Consider the following 14,812-nt stretch of genomic DNA (forward strand, 5'->3'; position numbering starts at 1 on the left):
AATAATTATTCCACTTTATCAGTTATAGATTCAGTCACACGACCATTTACCGCATCATGTGTTGGTGGCAGATATAATTCGGCACCATGCTTTTTAAATTCTTCAGACATCTGCTTCATCCCCTCTTCGGCATCAATCACAACAACTTCATCGAGTAATTGAATACTGATTTGTTCTTGTTTAGCAGTGTAATCGCGGACATCTTGTGAGATCTTCATTGAACAGAATTTTGGTCCACACATAGAGCAGAAATGCGCAACTTTACCGGATTCTTGTGGGATATTTTCATCGTGATAGGCACGTGCAGTATCAGGGTCTAATGCTAGGTTGAATTGATCATTCCAACGGAATTCAAAACGGGCTTTAGACATCGCATTGTCACGGATTTGAGCACCTGGGAAACCTTTCGCTAAATCAGCCGCATGTGCAGAGATTTTGTAGGTGATCATGCCTTGCTTAACGTCTTCTTTGTTCGGTAGGCCTAAATGTTCTTTTGGTGTCACGTAACACAACATCGCACACCCATACCAACCAATTTGAGCAGCACCAATACCCGAAGTAAAATGATCATAACCCGGTGAGATATCGGTTGTCAGTGGACCTAAAGTATAGAAAGGCGCTTCATGACAAATATCGAGCTGCTTTTCAACATTCTCTTTAATCATGTGCATTGGGATATGACCAGGGCCTTCGATAATAACTTGTACGTCTTGCTCCCACGCAACTTTCGTTAACTCACCTAAAGTTGCTAATTCAGCAAATTGGGCTTCATCATTCGCATCAGCCGCACAACCTGGACGCATGCCATCACCTAATGACAGAGATACATCGTAAGCTTTACAAATCGCACAGATTTCTTCGAAATGGTCATAAGCAAAGTTTTCTTTATGATGCGTCAAACACCATTTAGCCATGATCGAACCACCACGCGACACGATCCCGGTAAGGCGTTTTGCCGTCATTGGTACATAACGAAGCAGTACACCAGCATGAATAGTAAAGTAATCAACCCCCTGCTCAGCTTGTTCGATCAAGGTATCGCGGAATACTTCCCAAGTAAGATCCTCGGCGATCCCGTTTACCTTCTCTAGAGCCTGATAGATCGGCACAGTACCGATTGGCACAGGTGAATTACGGAGGATCCACTCACGCGTTTCATGAATATTACGGCCTGTGGATAAGTCCATTACCGTGTCAGCACCCCAGCGCGTCGCCCATACTAGCTTCTCGACTTCTTCTTCAATCGATGATGTGACTGACGAATTACCAATGTTGGCGTTTACTTTTACAAGAAAGTTACGACCGATGATCATCGGCTCAGATTCTGGATGATTGATGTTGGAAGGGATGATCGCACGACCGCGCGCCACTTCATCACGGACAAATTCAGGTGTGATCTTTTCCGGTATGCTGGCACCAAAATCATTACCCGCATGTTGTTTTAATAACAGCTCGTTACGGATCAATTCACGGCCCATGTTTTCACGAATCGCGATGTATTCCATTTCCGGCGTGATCATGCCTTTACGAGCATAATGCATCTGAGTAACGTTTTGACCATCAATGGCTTTCAATGGCTTTGGTAAATGCTCAAAGCGGATATGATCAATACCATCATCAGCAAGACGCTGCTGGGCAAAGTGCGAAGTAACGATTTCTAATGCTTCAATATCGTTACGTTCTTCGATCCATTTTTGTCTTAACTTCGGTAAACCTTGGTGTACGTTTATTTCAATCGCCGGATCTGTATAGGGGCCTGATGTATCATAAACCGGGATCGATTCATTTTGCTCATAAACCGGATCGTCTTTACTGCCTGCGACTAACGTCTCATCAAGATTGATTTTTCGCATCGCAACTTGAATATCGTCACGGCTACCTGTGAGATGAAATTTTTCTGAATTAGGAAACGGTTCGCAACTGAGGTTATTAATAAACTCTTGTGCATTTTCGCGGTTTTCACGACGCGTTGGTTTTTTGGTCTTATTGCTTTGATTTATATTGGTAGTAGACATAGCACTCATTCCTTTCTAATAAGATGATTGCTTGTCGTTGAGTATGGAGAGTAGTGATATAGATATATTGATCGTAAATGTAATAGTAAGCGGCCTGATGTCCCTATGGCTAACTTACAATGACACGAATAATATTCATATTAATCACTCTTGTTTCCTCACGCAGGTATTAGCCTGATCAGGTTCCACGGATCCCATTATTAAATGGTCTCAGCCCTAAAGCACTCCGACAAGATGTATCGGAGTATAGACTGGTATGGCGTTAAAAAACAAGCAAAAAAAAGCGCCCTATAAAAGGGCGCCTTTACTATCTAATAACTATGCGTAAGTGAATCAGTGGGTCTGTCATCACTTACACACGACTTTAATTGCATTCAGCAAATCAATTAAAGGTTATTTAGTAGGTTTGCTAAGTTCTGTTCAGCTTCATCAGTCGTGATTTCTTGCATTACTTCTTCTACTTTACCAGCACGTTTTTTCGCACGTTCTTGGTGATAAGAGAAGCCTGTACCAGCAGGGATCAGACGACCAACAATAACGTTCTCTTTCAGACCACGAAGGTCATCAATCTTACCATGAACAGCAGCGTCTGTTAGAACACGTGTTGTTTCTTGGAACGATGCAGCTGAAATAAATGATTCAGTTGCAAGAGACGCTTTAGTAATACCCATAAGCATGTGTTGGAACACGGCTGGTTGCTTGCCTTCAGCTTCTAGCTGACGGTTAGCAATTTTCAGACGTGAAACTTCAGCTTGCTCACCTGGTAAGAAGTTACTATCACCAGCAGAGATTACGTTAGCTTTACGTAGCATTTGACGAACGATAGTTTCAATGTGCTTATCGTTAATCTTTACGCCTTGTAAACGGTATACTTCTTGAACTTCGTTCGCGATATAGTTCGCAACATGGCTAATACCACGTAGACGTAGAATATCGTGTGCTGATTCAGGACCATCGGCGATAACTTCACCTTTAGCAACCTTCTCACCTTCGAACACGTTCAAGTGACGCCATTTAGGGATCATCTCTTCGTAAGCTTCAGCACCATCGGTAGGTGTGATAACTAGACGACGTTTACCTTTAGTTTCTTTACCGAAACTAATAGTACCTGAGATTTCCGCTAAGATAGCAGCATCTTTTGGCTGACGAGCTTCAAACAGATCCGCTACGCGTGGTAGACCACCCGTAATATCACGTGTTTTCGAGCTTTCTTGAGGAATACGCGCTAACGCTTCACCAATAGTCACTAATGCGCCATCTTCTAAGTTAACGATTGCGTTTGCAGGTAAGAAGTATTGTGCAATAACTTCTGTACCAGGAATGAACAAATCATTACCTGCTGTATCAACAAGCTTAACCATAGGACGTAAATCTTTACCAGCGGCAACACGTGCTGCTGGGTCTAGAATTACCGTGCTAGATAGACCAGTTAGATCATCAGTTTGCTTAGTAACCGTTACACTTTCAATTAAGTCAACAAACTTAATTTGACCAGCCACCTCAGTGATGATTGGGTGAGTATGCGGGTCCCAGTTAGCAATGATGCTACCAGATTCAATAGCTGCGCCGTCTTTATATTCAACAACAGAACCGTAAGGCAGTTTATGGCTTTCTTTAGTACGACCGTTTTCATCAATAATTGTAATTTCTGATGAACGTGAAGTAATAACCAGTTTACCTTCTGCATTCTCAACGAATTTCTCGTTGTGGAACTTAATCGTACCCGTATTTTTAACTTGGATATTATTTTCTGCAGAGGCTCTTGATGCCGCACCACCAATGTGGAATGTACGCATCGTTAACTGTGTACCAGGTTCACCAATTGATTGTGCTGCAACAACACCAACTGCTTCACCTTGACCAACCATCTCACCACGAGCTAGATCACGACCGTAACAGCTTGCACAAACACCGAAGTCATTGTCACAAGTAATTACAGAACGTACTTTCATTTGATCAACTGAGTGCTCTTCTAAGAAATCACAAAGTTTTTCGTCAAGTAATGTATTACGTGGCAATATCACTTCACCAGTACTTGGGTTCACAACATCTTCAGCAACAACACGACCAAGAACACGATCGCGTAGTGGTTCAACAACATCACCACCTTCAATATGAGGAGTAATGATTAGGCCACTTTCAGTACCACAATCAATCTCGTTAATCACAAGATCTTGTGCAACGTCAACAAGACGACGAGTTAGGTAACCCGAGTTTGCTGTTTTAAGTGCTGTATCGGCTAGACCTTTACGCGCACCATGCGTTGAGATGAAGTACTGAAGTACGTTTAGACCTTCACGGAAGTTAGCCGTAATAGGTGTTTCGATGATCGAACCATCTGGTTTCGCCATCAGACCACGCATACCAGCTAGCTGACGAATCTGTGCCGCACTACCACGTGCACCAGAATCGGCCATCATAAAGATACTGTTGAAAGATTTCTGTGTCTCAGCATCACCTAAAGAGTTATCTTTAGTTTCTGTAGACAAGTTATCCATCATTGCTTTTGAGATGTGCTCATTGGCACGAGCCCAAATATCAATCACTTTATTGTAACGCTCACCCGCAGTAACAAGACCAGACTGGAATTGTTCTTGGATTTGAGTTACTTCTAGTTCAGCCGCTTCAATTAGCGTTTTCTTCGCATCCGGAATAACCATGTCATCGATACCAACTGATGCACCAGAAAGCGCAGCATAATGGAAACCGGTGTACATTATTTGGTCAGCGAAAACAACAGTGTCTTTTGGACCTAATAGACGGTAACAGTCATTCAGTAGCTTACCGATCTGCTTTTTACCTAACGCTTCGTTAGATACTTTCAGGATCCAGTTAGCTGGATCCGCTGCAAGTTTAGCTTCTTCTTCAGCAGTTAAAGTTTTAATCGGATCAATTAATTCATATGGTAGACCCTTAGGTGCTACTAAAGAAAGAATCGCACGACCAACTGTTGTGTTTTTCAGTTCAGTGCGAACTGTAACTTCACCAGTATTTTCATCTTTAAGATGTTCAGTAATACGTACTTTAACACGTGCATGTAGCTCAACAAGGTGGCTACGATAAAGCTTTTCAGCTTCTTCAGGGCTACCTAGTACCATTCCCTCACCCTTAGCACCAACGCCAGAACGAGTCATGTAGTAAAGACCTAATACAACGTCTTGAGAAGGTACGATAACCGGTTCACCATTCGCAGGTGAAAGAATGTTATTCGTAGACATCATCAGTGTACGCGCTTCCAACTGAGCTTCAATTGTTAACGGTACGTGTACAGCCATCTGATCGCCATCGAAATCGGCGTTGTATGCAGAACATACTAATGGGTGTAACTGAATCGCTTTACCTTCAATTAGAACAGGTTCGAATGCTTGAATACCAAGTCTGTGCAGTGTTGGTGCACGGTTAAGCATTACTGGATGTTCGCGGATCACGCCGTCTAGGATATCCCAAACTTCAGCGCCTTCGCGTTCAACCATTTTCTTAGCTGCTTTAATCGTTGTTGCAAAACCAAGTGATTCTAATTTACCGTAGATGAATGGCTTGAATAACTCAAGTGCCATTTTCTTAGGTAGACCACATTGGTGTAAGCGTAACGTTGGACCTACTGTAATTACAGAACGACCAGAGTAATCTACACGTTTACCTAGTAGATTCTGACGGAAACGACCTTGTTTACCTTTGATCATATCAGCCAAAGATTTAAGAGGACGTTTGTTAGAACCTGTAATCGCACGACCACGACGACCATTATCTAATAGTGCATCAACAGATTCTTGTAACATACGTTTTTCGTTACGTACGATGATATCTGGTGCAGCTAGATCTAATAGACGTTTTAGACGGTTGTTACGGTTGATCACACGACGATAAAGGTCATTTAGATCAGAAGTCGCGAAACGGCCACCATCTAGTGGTACTAATGGACGAAGATCTGGCGGTAATACCGGCAGTACGTTCATGATCATCCACTCTGGTTTATTACCAGATACAGCGAATGCTTCCATTAGTTTAAGACGTTTAGTGATCTTCTTACGTTTAGTTTCAGAGTTTGTAGTCTCTAATTCTTCACGCATTTCTTCGATGTCTTGGTTTAGGTTTAGATCTTGTAACAAAGAAAGTACAGCTTCTGCACCCATCTTCGCATCAAATTCATCACCCCATTCTTCTAGGTTGTCAAGATACTGCTCTTCAGTCAGCATCATGCCACGCTCTAGCGAAGTCATACCAGGTTCGATAACAACATATGATTCGAAGTAAAGAATACGTTCGATATCACGTAGCGTCATGTCTAGTAATAGACCGATGCGAGATGGTAATGATTTCAAGAACCAAATGTGTGCAACAGGAGACGCTAATTCGATGTGGCCCATACGGTCACGACGAACTTTAGTTTGCGTTACTTCTACGCCACATTTTTCACAAATAACACCACGGTGCTTCAGACGCTTATATTTTCCGCAAAGACATTCGTAATCTTTTACTGGGCCGAAAATACGCGCACAGAATAAACCGTCACGCTCAGGTTTGAAGGTACGGTAGTTGATGGTTTCTGGCTTTTTAACTTCACCAAAAGACCAAGAACGGATCTGTTCCGGAGAAGCTAGACCAATCTTGATACCATCGAACTCTTCGGTCTTACCTTGCTGTTTTAGAAACTTTAATAAGTCTTTCACGTTTTTCTCCACTGGGAGTGAAAACTACGCAGCCTCAACTCACAGAATGAGTCGAGGCGCAATGCTAATTCAAAAGTCTGAATAATCTCTTAATAAGAGCTTATTTCTTACCTTTGTTTTCATCTAGTTCGATGTTGATACCCAATGAGCGGATCTCTTTCAACAATACGTTGAATGATTCAGGCATACCTGGGTCCATACGATGATCGCCGTCTACGATGTTTTTATACATCTTAGTACGACCGTTCACGTCATCAGACTTAACAGTTAGCATCTCTTGTAGAGTATATGCTGCACCGTATGCTTCCAGAGCCCATACTTCCATCTCACCGAAACGCTGACCACCGAACTGAGCTTTACCACCCAGCGGTTGCTGAGTAACTAGGCTGTAAGAACCGGTAGAACGTGCATGCATCTTGTCATCAACCAAGTGATTCAGTTTCAGCATATACATGTAACCAACGGTAACTGGACGCTCGAATACGTCACCAGTACGACCATCAAATAACTCTAATTGACCTGATTCTGGTAAATCAGCCAATTTAAGCATTTCTTTGATTTCAGCTTCAGCTGCACCATCAAACGCAGGTGTAGCCATTGGCAGACCTTTACGTAAGTTGTGCGCAAGAACACGAACCTGCTCGTCAGAGTATGTTGATAAATCAACTTTCTGATGCGTATTACCGATGTCGTATGCTTTTTGCATAAATTCACGGATCTTAGCAAGATCTTGTTGTTCTTTGATCATGTTATCGATTTTACTACCGATACCACGAGCAGCAAGGCCCAAGTGAACTTCAAGTACCTGACCGATGTTCATACGCGATGGTACACCCAGCGGGTTAAGTACGATGTCAACTGGCTCACCAAACTTATCGTGTGGCATGTCTTCAATAGGAACGATTGTTGAGATCACACCTTTGTTACCATGACGACCAGCCATCTTATCACCCGGTTGGATACGACGTTTAACAGCTAGGTATACTTTAACAATCTTAAGTACACCTGGTGCTAAGTCATCACCTTGGGTAATTTTACGGCGTTTGATATCAAACTTAGAATCAAAGTCAGCACGTAGCTCATCATGTTGCTTAGCTAGGCCTTCTAATTGAATCTGTTGTTCTTCATCAGAAAGAACAATCTCTAACCATTGTGCGCGAGAAACAGCATTAAGTTGCTCTTCCGTTTTACCTGCAGCAAGTAATAGAGATTTAACGCGACCGAATAAGCTTTCTTCGAAGATAGATAACTCTTCAGTTAAGTCTTTTTTCGCTTCACGCAGTTGCATCTGCTCGATGTCTTGTGCACGTTTATCTTTATCTACGCCATCACGGGTAAATACTTGCACGTCAATTACAGTACCGTAAACAGAGTTAGGTACACGTAATGAACTATCTTTTACATCAGATGCTTTTTCACCGAAGATAGCTCGTAGAAGCTTTTCTTCAGGCGTTAATTGTGTTTCACCTTTAGGGGTTACTTTACCTACCAGGATATCACCCGGCTTAACTTCAGCACCAACGTAAACAATACCAGACTCATCTAGTTTAGATAATGCGCTTTCACCCACGTTAGGGATATCCGCAGTAATCTCTTCGCTACCAAGTTTAGTATCACGCGCAATAGATGACAATTCTTGAATGTGGATTGTCGTTAGACGATCTTCTTTTACAACACGTTCAGATACAAGGATTGAATCTTCGAAGTTGTAACCATTCCAAGGCATGAATGCGATACGCATGTTTTGGCCAAGTGCTAATTCACCTAAGTCTGTTGAAGGACCGTCAGCAAGCACGTCACCTTTAACCACTGCTTCACCAGTTAATACTGTTGGGCGTTGGTTAATACATGTGTTTTGGTTCGAACGTGTGTACTTAGTTAGCGTGTAGATATCAATACCCGCTTCACCTGGTACAAGTTCATCTTCGTTAACTTTAACGATGATACGACTTGCATCAGCATAGTCGATTGAACCGCCACGTAGCGCAACAACAGTTACACCAGAATCGATTGCTACCGCGCGTTCAATACCAGTACCTACTAATGGCTTATCAGCATTTAGTGTTGGTACTGCTTGACGTTGCATATTCGCACCCATCAATGCACGGTTAGCATCATCGTGTTCTAGGAACGGAATTAGCGATGCCGCCACAGAAATAATTTGCTGTGGAGATACGTCCATATACTGAATTTGGTCCGCAGACATAAAGGTTGTTTCACCTTTGTGACGACATGGAATAAATTCATCTTGTAATACACCATTTGTATCGATAGTTGCGTTAGCCTGTGCTACTGCATACAGACCTTCTTCGATAGCAGAAAGGTATTGAACGTCATTAGTAACTTGACCGTTGATAACTTTACGGAATGGCGTTTCTAAGAAACCATAATCGTTAGTACGGGCAAATACAGCTAGTGAGTTAATTAGACCAATGTTTGGTCCCTCTGGAGTCTCAATCGGACATAAACGACCGTAGTGAGTTGGATGTACGTCACGTACTTCAAAACCAGCACGTTCACGTGTTAGACCACCAGGACCTAATGCAGAAATACGACGTTTGTGCGTCACTTCTGACAATGGGTTATTTTGATCCATGAACTGAGACAGTTGTGATGAACCAAAGAACTCTTTGATCGCAGCTGAGATCGGTTTAGCATTGATTAAATCTTGTGGCATTACTGCATCAAGATCACCAAGACTTAGACGTTCACGAACAGCACGTTCTACACGAACTAAACCAACACGGAATTGGTTTTCTGCCATTTCGCCAACTGAACGAATACGACGGTTGCCAAGGTGATCGATATCATCAACTTCGCCTTTACCGTTACGGATATTAATCAAAGTTTTCATCACTTCAACAATATCAGCTTTGTTCAGAATGCCTGAGCCAGTATCTTCTTCGCGGCCAATACGGCGGTTGAACTTCATACGACCTACAGTAGATAGATCATAACGTTCTTCTGCGAAGAAAAGATTTTGGAATAATGATTCTGCCGCTTCACGCGTTGGTGGTTCACCAGGACGCATCATACGGTAGATTTCAACTAGCGCTTCAAGTTTGTTAGTAGTTGAGTCAACACGTAATGTGTCAGACATGTAACTACCTACATCAAGGTCGTTCGTATAAAGAACATCAATTACCTTGATACCAGCTTGTGATAATTCAGCAACAGATTCTAGTGTTAGTTCAGCATTCGCTGCAACAATCACTTCGCCTGTTTCTTCATTAACGTAATCTTTAGAGGCTACTTTACCAGCGATATACTCTAATGGTACTTCGATCTCTGTTACGCCGTTCTTTTCAAATTTCTTGATATGACGAGCAGTAACACGACGACCATTTTCAACGTATACTTCACCGTTAGCTACGATGTCAAATACCGCCGTTTCGCCACGTAGACGGTCTGGCTGTAGTTCCATCAATAACTTGCCATCTTTAACTTCAAAACGAGTAGTGTCGAAGAAGATTGCTAAGATTTCTTCCGTCGTGAACTCAAGTGCACGAAGAATAATTGATGATGGTAATTTACGTCGACGGTCAATACGAACGAATAAGCTATCTTTCGGATCGAATTCAAAGTCTAACCATGAACCACGGTAAGGAATAACGCGTGCGTTATATAATACTTTACCTGATGAATGGGTTTTACCTTTGTCGTGATCAAAGAATACACCAGGACTACGGTGTAACTGAGATACGATAACACGCTCTGTACCATTGATAACAAAAGTACCAGTTTCAGTCATTAATGGGATTTCGCCCATGTAGACTTCTTGTTCTTTGATATCTTTAATAGTACCTGCTGGTGCATCACGATCGTATAATACAAGACGTAATTTAACACGCAGCGGTGCAGAATAAGTAACACCACGGGTTTGACATTCTTTAACTTCAAATACAGGTTCACCTAAACGGTACGATACATATTGAAGTTCAGAAGTTCCAGAGTAACTTTTAATAGGGAACACGCTACGGAATGCTGCTTCCAGGCCGTATTCACCTGTGTGATCCATTTCTAAAAACTTTTTAAAAGAGCTAGTTTGAATAGCCAACATTTGCGGCTTAGCCACAACTGGTGCACTTTTACCAAAGTCTTTACGGATACGTTTTTTTTCGGTATTAGAGTAAACCATTTGGTTCCTCAGCTCGCTGATAAGTGACCCACTCTGCCCTTAAAAAGGACAGCTCTAACAACATCATTATATGTTTTTTATCCTGTCTCGACCAAAAGAATTGGGCTAAACAGTGCGCAGAATTTTGGTTGAAATGATGTGAAATTTCCAAACATCCTATAGCGCAAAAAGGCCGGCGATTAAAGAATCACCAGCCAATGCCTTATGAGGGCAATAATCTATTTAAGAATAGACTATTTGATCTCAACAGTACAACCAGCTTCTTCTAGAACTTTCTTAAGTTCTTCAGCTTCAGCTTTTTCTACAGCTTCTTTAAGAGCTACAGGTGCAGATTCAACAACACCTTTAGCTTCTTTAAGACCTAGGCCTGTAGCACCACGAACAGCTTTAATTGCTTTAACTTTGTTGTCGCCGAAAGAAGCAAGAATTACGTCGAATTCTGTTTGCTCTTCAACAGCAGCGCCTTCAGCACCACCAGAAACAACTGCAGCTGCAGCAGATACGCCGAATTTTTCTTCCATTGCTTCGATTAATTCAACAACTTCCATAACAGAAAGTTCAGCAATTGCGTCGATGATTTGGTCTTTAGTGATAGACATGTGTCATTCCTAATATATTAAAATTTATTTTAGACAAAGCGGCTAAATTAAGCAGCTTCTTGCTCTTTTTGATCGCGTAAAGCAGCCAATGTACGTACAAGTTTGCCAGCAGATGCTTCTTTCATAGTCATCATTAACTGAGCAATAGCTTCGTCGTATGTTGGTAGTTTAGCTAGTTTATCAATGTTTTCTGCACCGATAAATTCGCCTTCAAATGCTAACGCTTTAACTTCGAAAGATTCTTCTTGTGCAGCGAAGTCTTTAAGAAGACGAGCTGCAGCACCTGGGTGCTCATTAGAGAATGCGATCAGAGTTGGACCGGTAAATACTTCGTTAAGGCACGCGAAATCCGTACCTTCAACAGCACGCTTCATAAGAGTGTTACGTACTACACGGATGTAGACGCCATTCTCACGAGCAAGCTTACGAAGACCAGTCATTGCACCTACAGTAACGCCACGTGAATCAGCAACTACTGCAGAAAGCGCAGCCTTGGCAGCTTCGTTGACTTCAGCAACAATTGCTTTTTTGTCGTCGAGACCTAATGCCATGGTCTATACTCCTGGATAAAACCGAAAAAAATCGGTATTTAAAATTTCCGACCAATACCTTGCCTTTGGCAGTAATATCAGTCGAACCATTACGGCTTGGATTCCAGAAAAAAATAAATTCTTCAGAGGTCCTGCACCATCTACGTAGGAAAGATCAAGTATTAACTAAAATAGCCGATCATTATTAAGTTATTCTTACAGAGTAAGCACAACTCCTACGGTCTTGGACGGAAGTAAACAACACTAAGTATTAAACTCAGTACACTTACTTCAACCCACATTTTTTACTGGTCGGTTAATATTAATAAATTAGTATTAACCGACCAGCTAAATTTAAGGAACCGAATTATACTAAATAATTTAGTTCCTGTAAATTATTTAGTCTCTACAGTTGCAGCATCAACAGTTAGACCAGCACCCATCGTAGTAGATAGGCTGATCTTCTTGATGAATTGACCTTTAGCAGAAGCAGGCTTTGACTTGCTTAATGCTTTAAGTAGAGCTTCAAGGTTTTCCTTGATTTGCGCTGCTTCAAAATCCACTTTACCGATAGTAGTGTGGATGATGCCAGCTTTGTCGTTACGGTAACGAACTTGACCAGACTTAGCATTTTTAACTGCAGTCGCAACGTCAGGAGTTACAGTACCAACTTTAGGGTTTGGCATTAAACCACGTGGACCTAGGATTTGACCTAGTTGACCAACAACACGCATAGCGTCTGGAGATGCGATAACAACATCAAAGTTAAGCTCACCGGCTTTAACTTGTGCAGCTAGATCGTCCATACCTACGATGTCAGCGCCAGCAGCTTTAGCCGCTTCAGCGTTAGCACCTTGTGTAAATACTGCAACACGTACTTCACGACCAGTACCGTGTGGTAGCACAGTAGCGCCACGAACGTTTTGGTCAGATTTACGTGAATCAATACCTAGGTTTACAGAAACGTCGATGCTTTCTTTGAATTTAGCAGATGCTAATTCTTTAAGAAGTTCAACAGCTTCGTTGATTTCGTAAGCTTTTGTAGATTCCACTTTTTCGCGGATCGTACGCATACGTTTAGAAAGTTTAGCCATGATCAGTATTATCCTTCTACGTTCAAGCCCATTGAGCGAGCTGTACCAGCAATAGTGCGAACCATAGCTTCTAGATCAGCGCCCGTAAGGTCTGGTTGTTTAGTGTTAGAGATCTCTTCCAGCTGAGCGCGAGTAACAGTACCCACTTTCTCAGTGTTAGGACGACCAGAACCAGACTTGATGCCTGCCGCTTTCTTAAGTAAGAAAGATGCTGGAGAAGTCTTTGTTACGAACGTGAACGAACGATCAGAATAAACTGTGATAACAACAGGAGTCGGTGAACCCTTCTCTACAGAATCTGTTTTTGCGTTGAACGCTTTACAGAATTCCATGATGTTAACACCGTGTTGACCTAGTGCAGGACCAACCGGTGGACTAGGATTCGCCATACCAGCTGAAACTTGCAGCTTAATATATGCAGTAACTTTTTTAGCCATTTTAATTTACCTTAAATATGGGTGCGAACGCTGTATCCGACATGAATACAAGCTTCCCGAAAAACAAGGGCAGCGAATTATAGATATAATCGCTGCCCTTGCCAAGCATTTTGTTGAAATTACATTCAATAAAATGATAATTTTATTTTATTTAACCTAACCATTAATCTAAAAGGTTAATGGTATTAGCCTTTTTCTACTTGACCGAAATCTAATTCAACCGGAGTAGAACGACCGAAGATCAATACAGAAACTTTTAAGCGACTCTTTTCATAGTCAACTTCTTCTACAACACCGTTAAAGTCTGCAAATGGACCGTCGGATACACGAACCACTTCACCTACTTCAAATAACGTCTTAGGACGCGGCTTATCAATTGCATCTTGAAGACGGTTAAGAATGCGATCAGCTTCTTTAGAACTAATCGGAGCTGGACGCTCTTTCGTACCGCCAATGAAACCAAGTACACGTGGTAAGCTACTTACCAAATGCCATGATTCATCGTTCATTACCATTTGAACTAAAACGTAGCCAGGGAAGAACTTACGTTCACTCTTGCGGCGTTGACCAGCGCGCATTTCAACAACTTCTTCCGTTGGAACAAGTACTTCACCGAAGTATTCTTCCATGTTGTGAATTCGAATGTGTTCTGTTAATGTTTTTTGAACACGACCTTCAAAACCGGAAAAGGCTTGAACTACGTACCATCTCATTTTCTGTTCAGACATGAACTTATACCTTTACATCTGTGATAAATGCAACTACGCGAACTAGAATTCCATCTAATCCCCATAGCACTAACGCCATAATAGCGGTAACAACTAATACGATAAGTGTAGTTTGGATCGCCTCTTGGCGCGTAGGCCAAACTACTTTACGTACTTCTGTTCTTGATTCAGATGCAAATTCAAGCGCATCGCGCCCTTTACTTGTCTGTAATGCAATGCCACCAGCAATAACAGCGGCAATAATTACAGCAACTGCGCGGATTAACACTGATTCTTCACTAAAAATATTGTTACCAATAACTGTGCCAATTAGAATTATAGCAACTAGTACCCATTTTACAGTTTCTAGTGCTTTTCCTTGGTTTTCAGTATTTGAAGTCATACTACTAACCTGTACCTTAAAGACAAAAAAATCCGCTGTTACACGGTGATGACAGTGGCAGGAGGGAGATAATCGCACTCACAAACATCAGTCTGGAGACCGCCTTTCTACCAATTGGAGCTACCCCTACAAACGGAGCACCTAATTATAGGGGCTTTCGTTTTTCATGCAAGTTATTCGTAAATAATTATGAATAATATTTGAATTACAAATAGCTTA

General features: G+C 41.9%; 9 protein-coding genes and 1 riboswitch. All 9 genes read right to left on the minus strand.

Annotated elements, in window-relative coordinates:
* Positions 1-5 precede the first annotated feature (5 nt).
* The 9 genes from thiC to secE all read right to left on the minus strand — a co-directional run bounded on the left by thiC (position 6) and on the right by secE (position 14,593).
* The gene (gene thiC / locus HWV02_RS21360) at positions 6-2,015 is read right to left on the minus strand and encodes a phosphomethylpyrimidine synthase ThiC (RefSeq protein WP_370629416.1); all 2,010 of its coding nucleotides are present in this window, start codon (positions 2,013-2,015) and stop codon (positions 6-8) included.
* A 137-nt stretch (positions 2,016-2,152) separates the two neighbouring features.
* Positions 2,153-2,254, minus strand: a riboswitch (TPP riboswitch).
* Positions 2,255-2,401: 147 nt separating this feature from the next.
* Positions 2,402-6,685: a DNA-directed RNA polymerase subunit beta' gene (rpoC, locus tag HWV02_RS21365; protein ID WP_211689297.1), complete on the minus strand. Its 4,284-nt coding sequence runs from the start codon at positions 6,683-6,685 to the stop codon at positions 2,402-2,404.
* Between the two features lie 100 nt (positions 6,686-6,785).
* Positions 6,786-10,823, minus strand: a complete 4,038-nt coding sequence (gene rpoB / locus HWV02_RS21370; protein ID WP_211677788.1) for a DNA-directed RNA polymerase subunit beta — start codon at positions 10,821-10,823, stop codon at positions 6,786-6,788.
* A 233-nt stretch (positions 10,824-11,056) separates the two neighbouring features.
* Positions 11,057-11,422 carry a 50S ribosomal protein L7/L12 gene (gene rplL, locus HWV02_RS21375; protein ID WP_211677789.1) on the minus strand — a complete coding sequence of 122 codons (366 nt, stop codon included), beginning with the start codon at positions 11,420-11,422 and terminating at the stop codon, positions 11,057-11,059.
* Positions 11,423-11,469: 47 nt separating this feature from the next.
* Positions 11,470-11,973, minus strand: coding sequence for a 50S ribosomal protein L10 (gene rplJ / locus HWV02_RS21380; protein WP_045108700.1), 504 nt, complete (start codon positions 11,971-11,973; stop codon positions 11,470-11,472).
* A gap of 374 nt (positions 11,974-12,347) precedes the next feature.
* Positions 12,348-13,046, minus strand: a complete 699-nt coding sequence (gene rplA, locus HWV02_RS21385) for a 50S ribosomal protein L1 (RefSeq protein WP_211677790.1) — start codon at positions 13,044-13,046, stop codon at positions 12,348-12,350.
* Between the two features lie 8 nt (positions 13,047-13,054).
* Positions 13,055-13,483 carry a 50S ribosomal protein L11 gene (gene rplK, locus HWV02_RS21390; protein WP_045108698.1) on the minus strand — a complete coding sequence of 143 codons (429 nt, stop codon included), beginning with the start codon at positions 13,481-13,483 and terminating at the stop codon, positions 13,055-13,057.
* A 185-nt stretch (positions 13,484-13,668) separates the two neighbouring features.
* Positions 13,669-14,211 (minus strand): transcription termination/antitermination protein NusG, encoded by a 543-nt coding sequence (nusG, locus tag HWV02_RS21395; protein ID WP_211677791.1) that lies wholly within the window; start codon positions 14,209-14,211, stop codon positions 13,669-13,671.
* 4 nt (positions 14,212-14,215) lie between these two features.
* Positions 14,216-14,593 carry a preprotein translocase subunit SecE gene (gene secE, locus HWV02_RS21400; RefSeq protein ID WP_211673340.1) on the minus strand — a complete coding sequence of 126 codons (378 nt, stop codon included), beginning with the start codon at positions 14,591-14,593 and terminating at the stop codon, positions 14,216-14,218.
* Positions 14,594-14,812: the final 219 nt, after the last annotated feature.

The organism is Moritella sp. 28, from assembly GCF_018219435.1.
Lineage (GTDB): Bacteria > Pseudomonadota > Gammaproteobacteria > Enterobacterales > Moritellaceae > Moritella.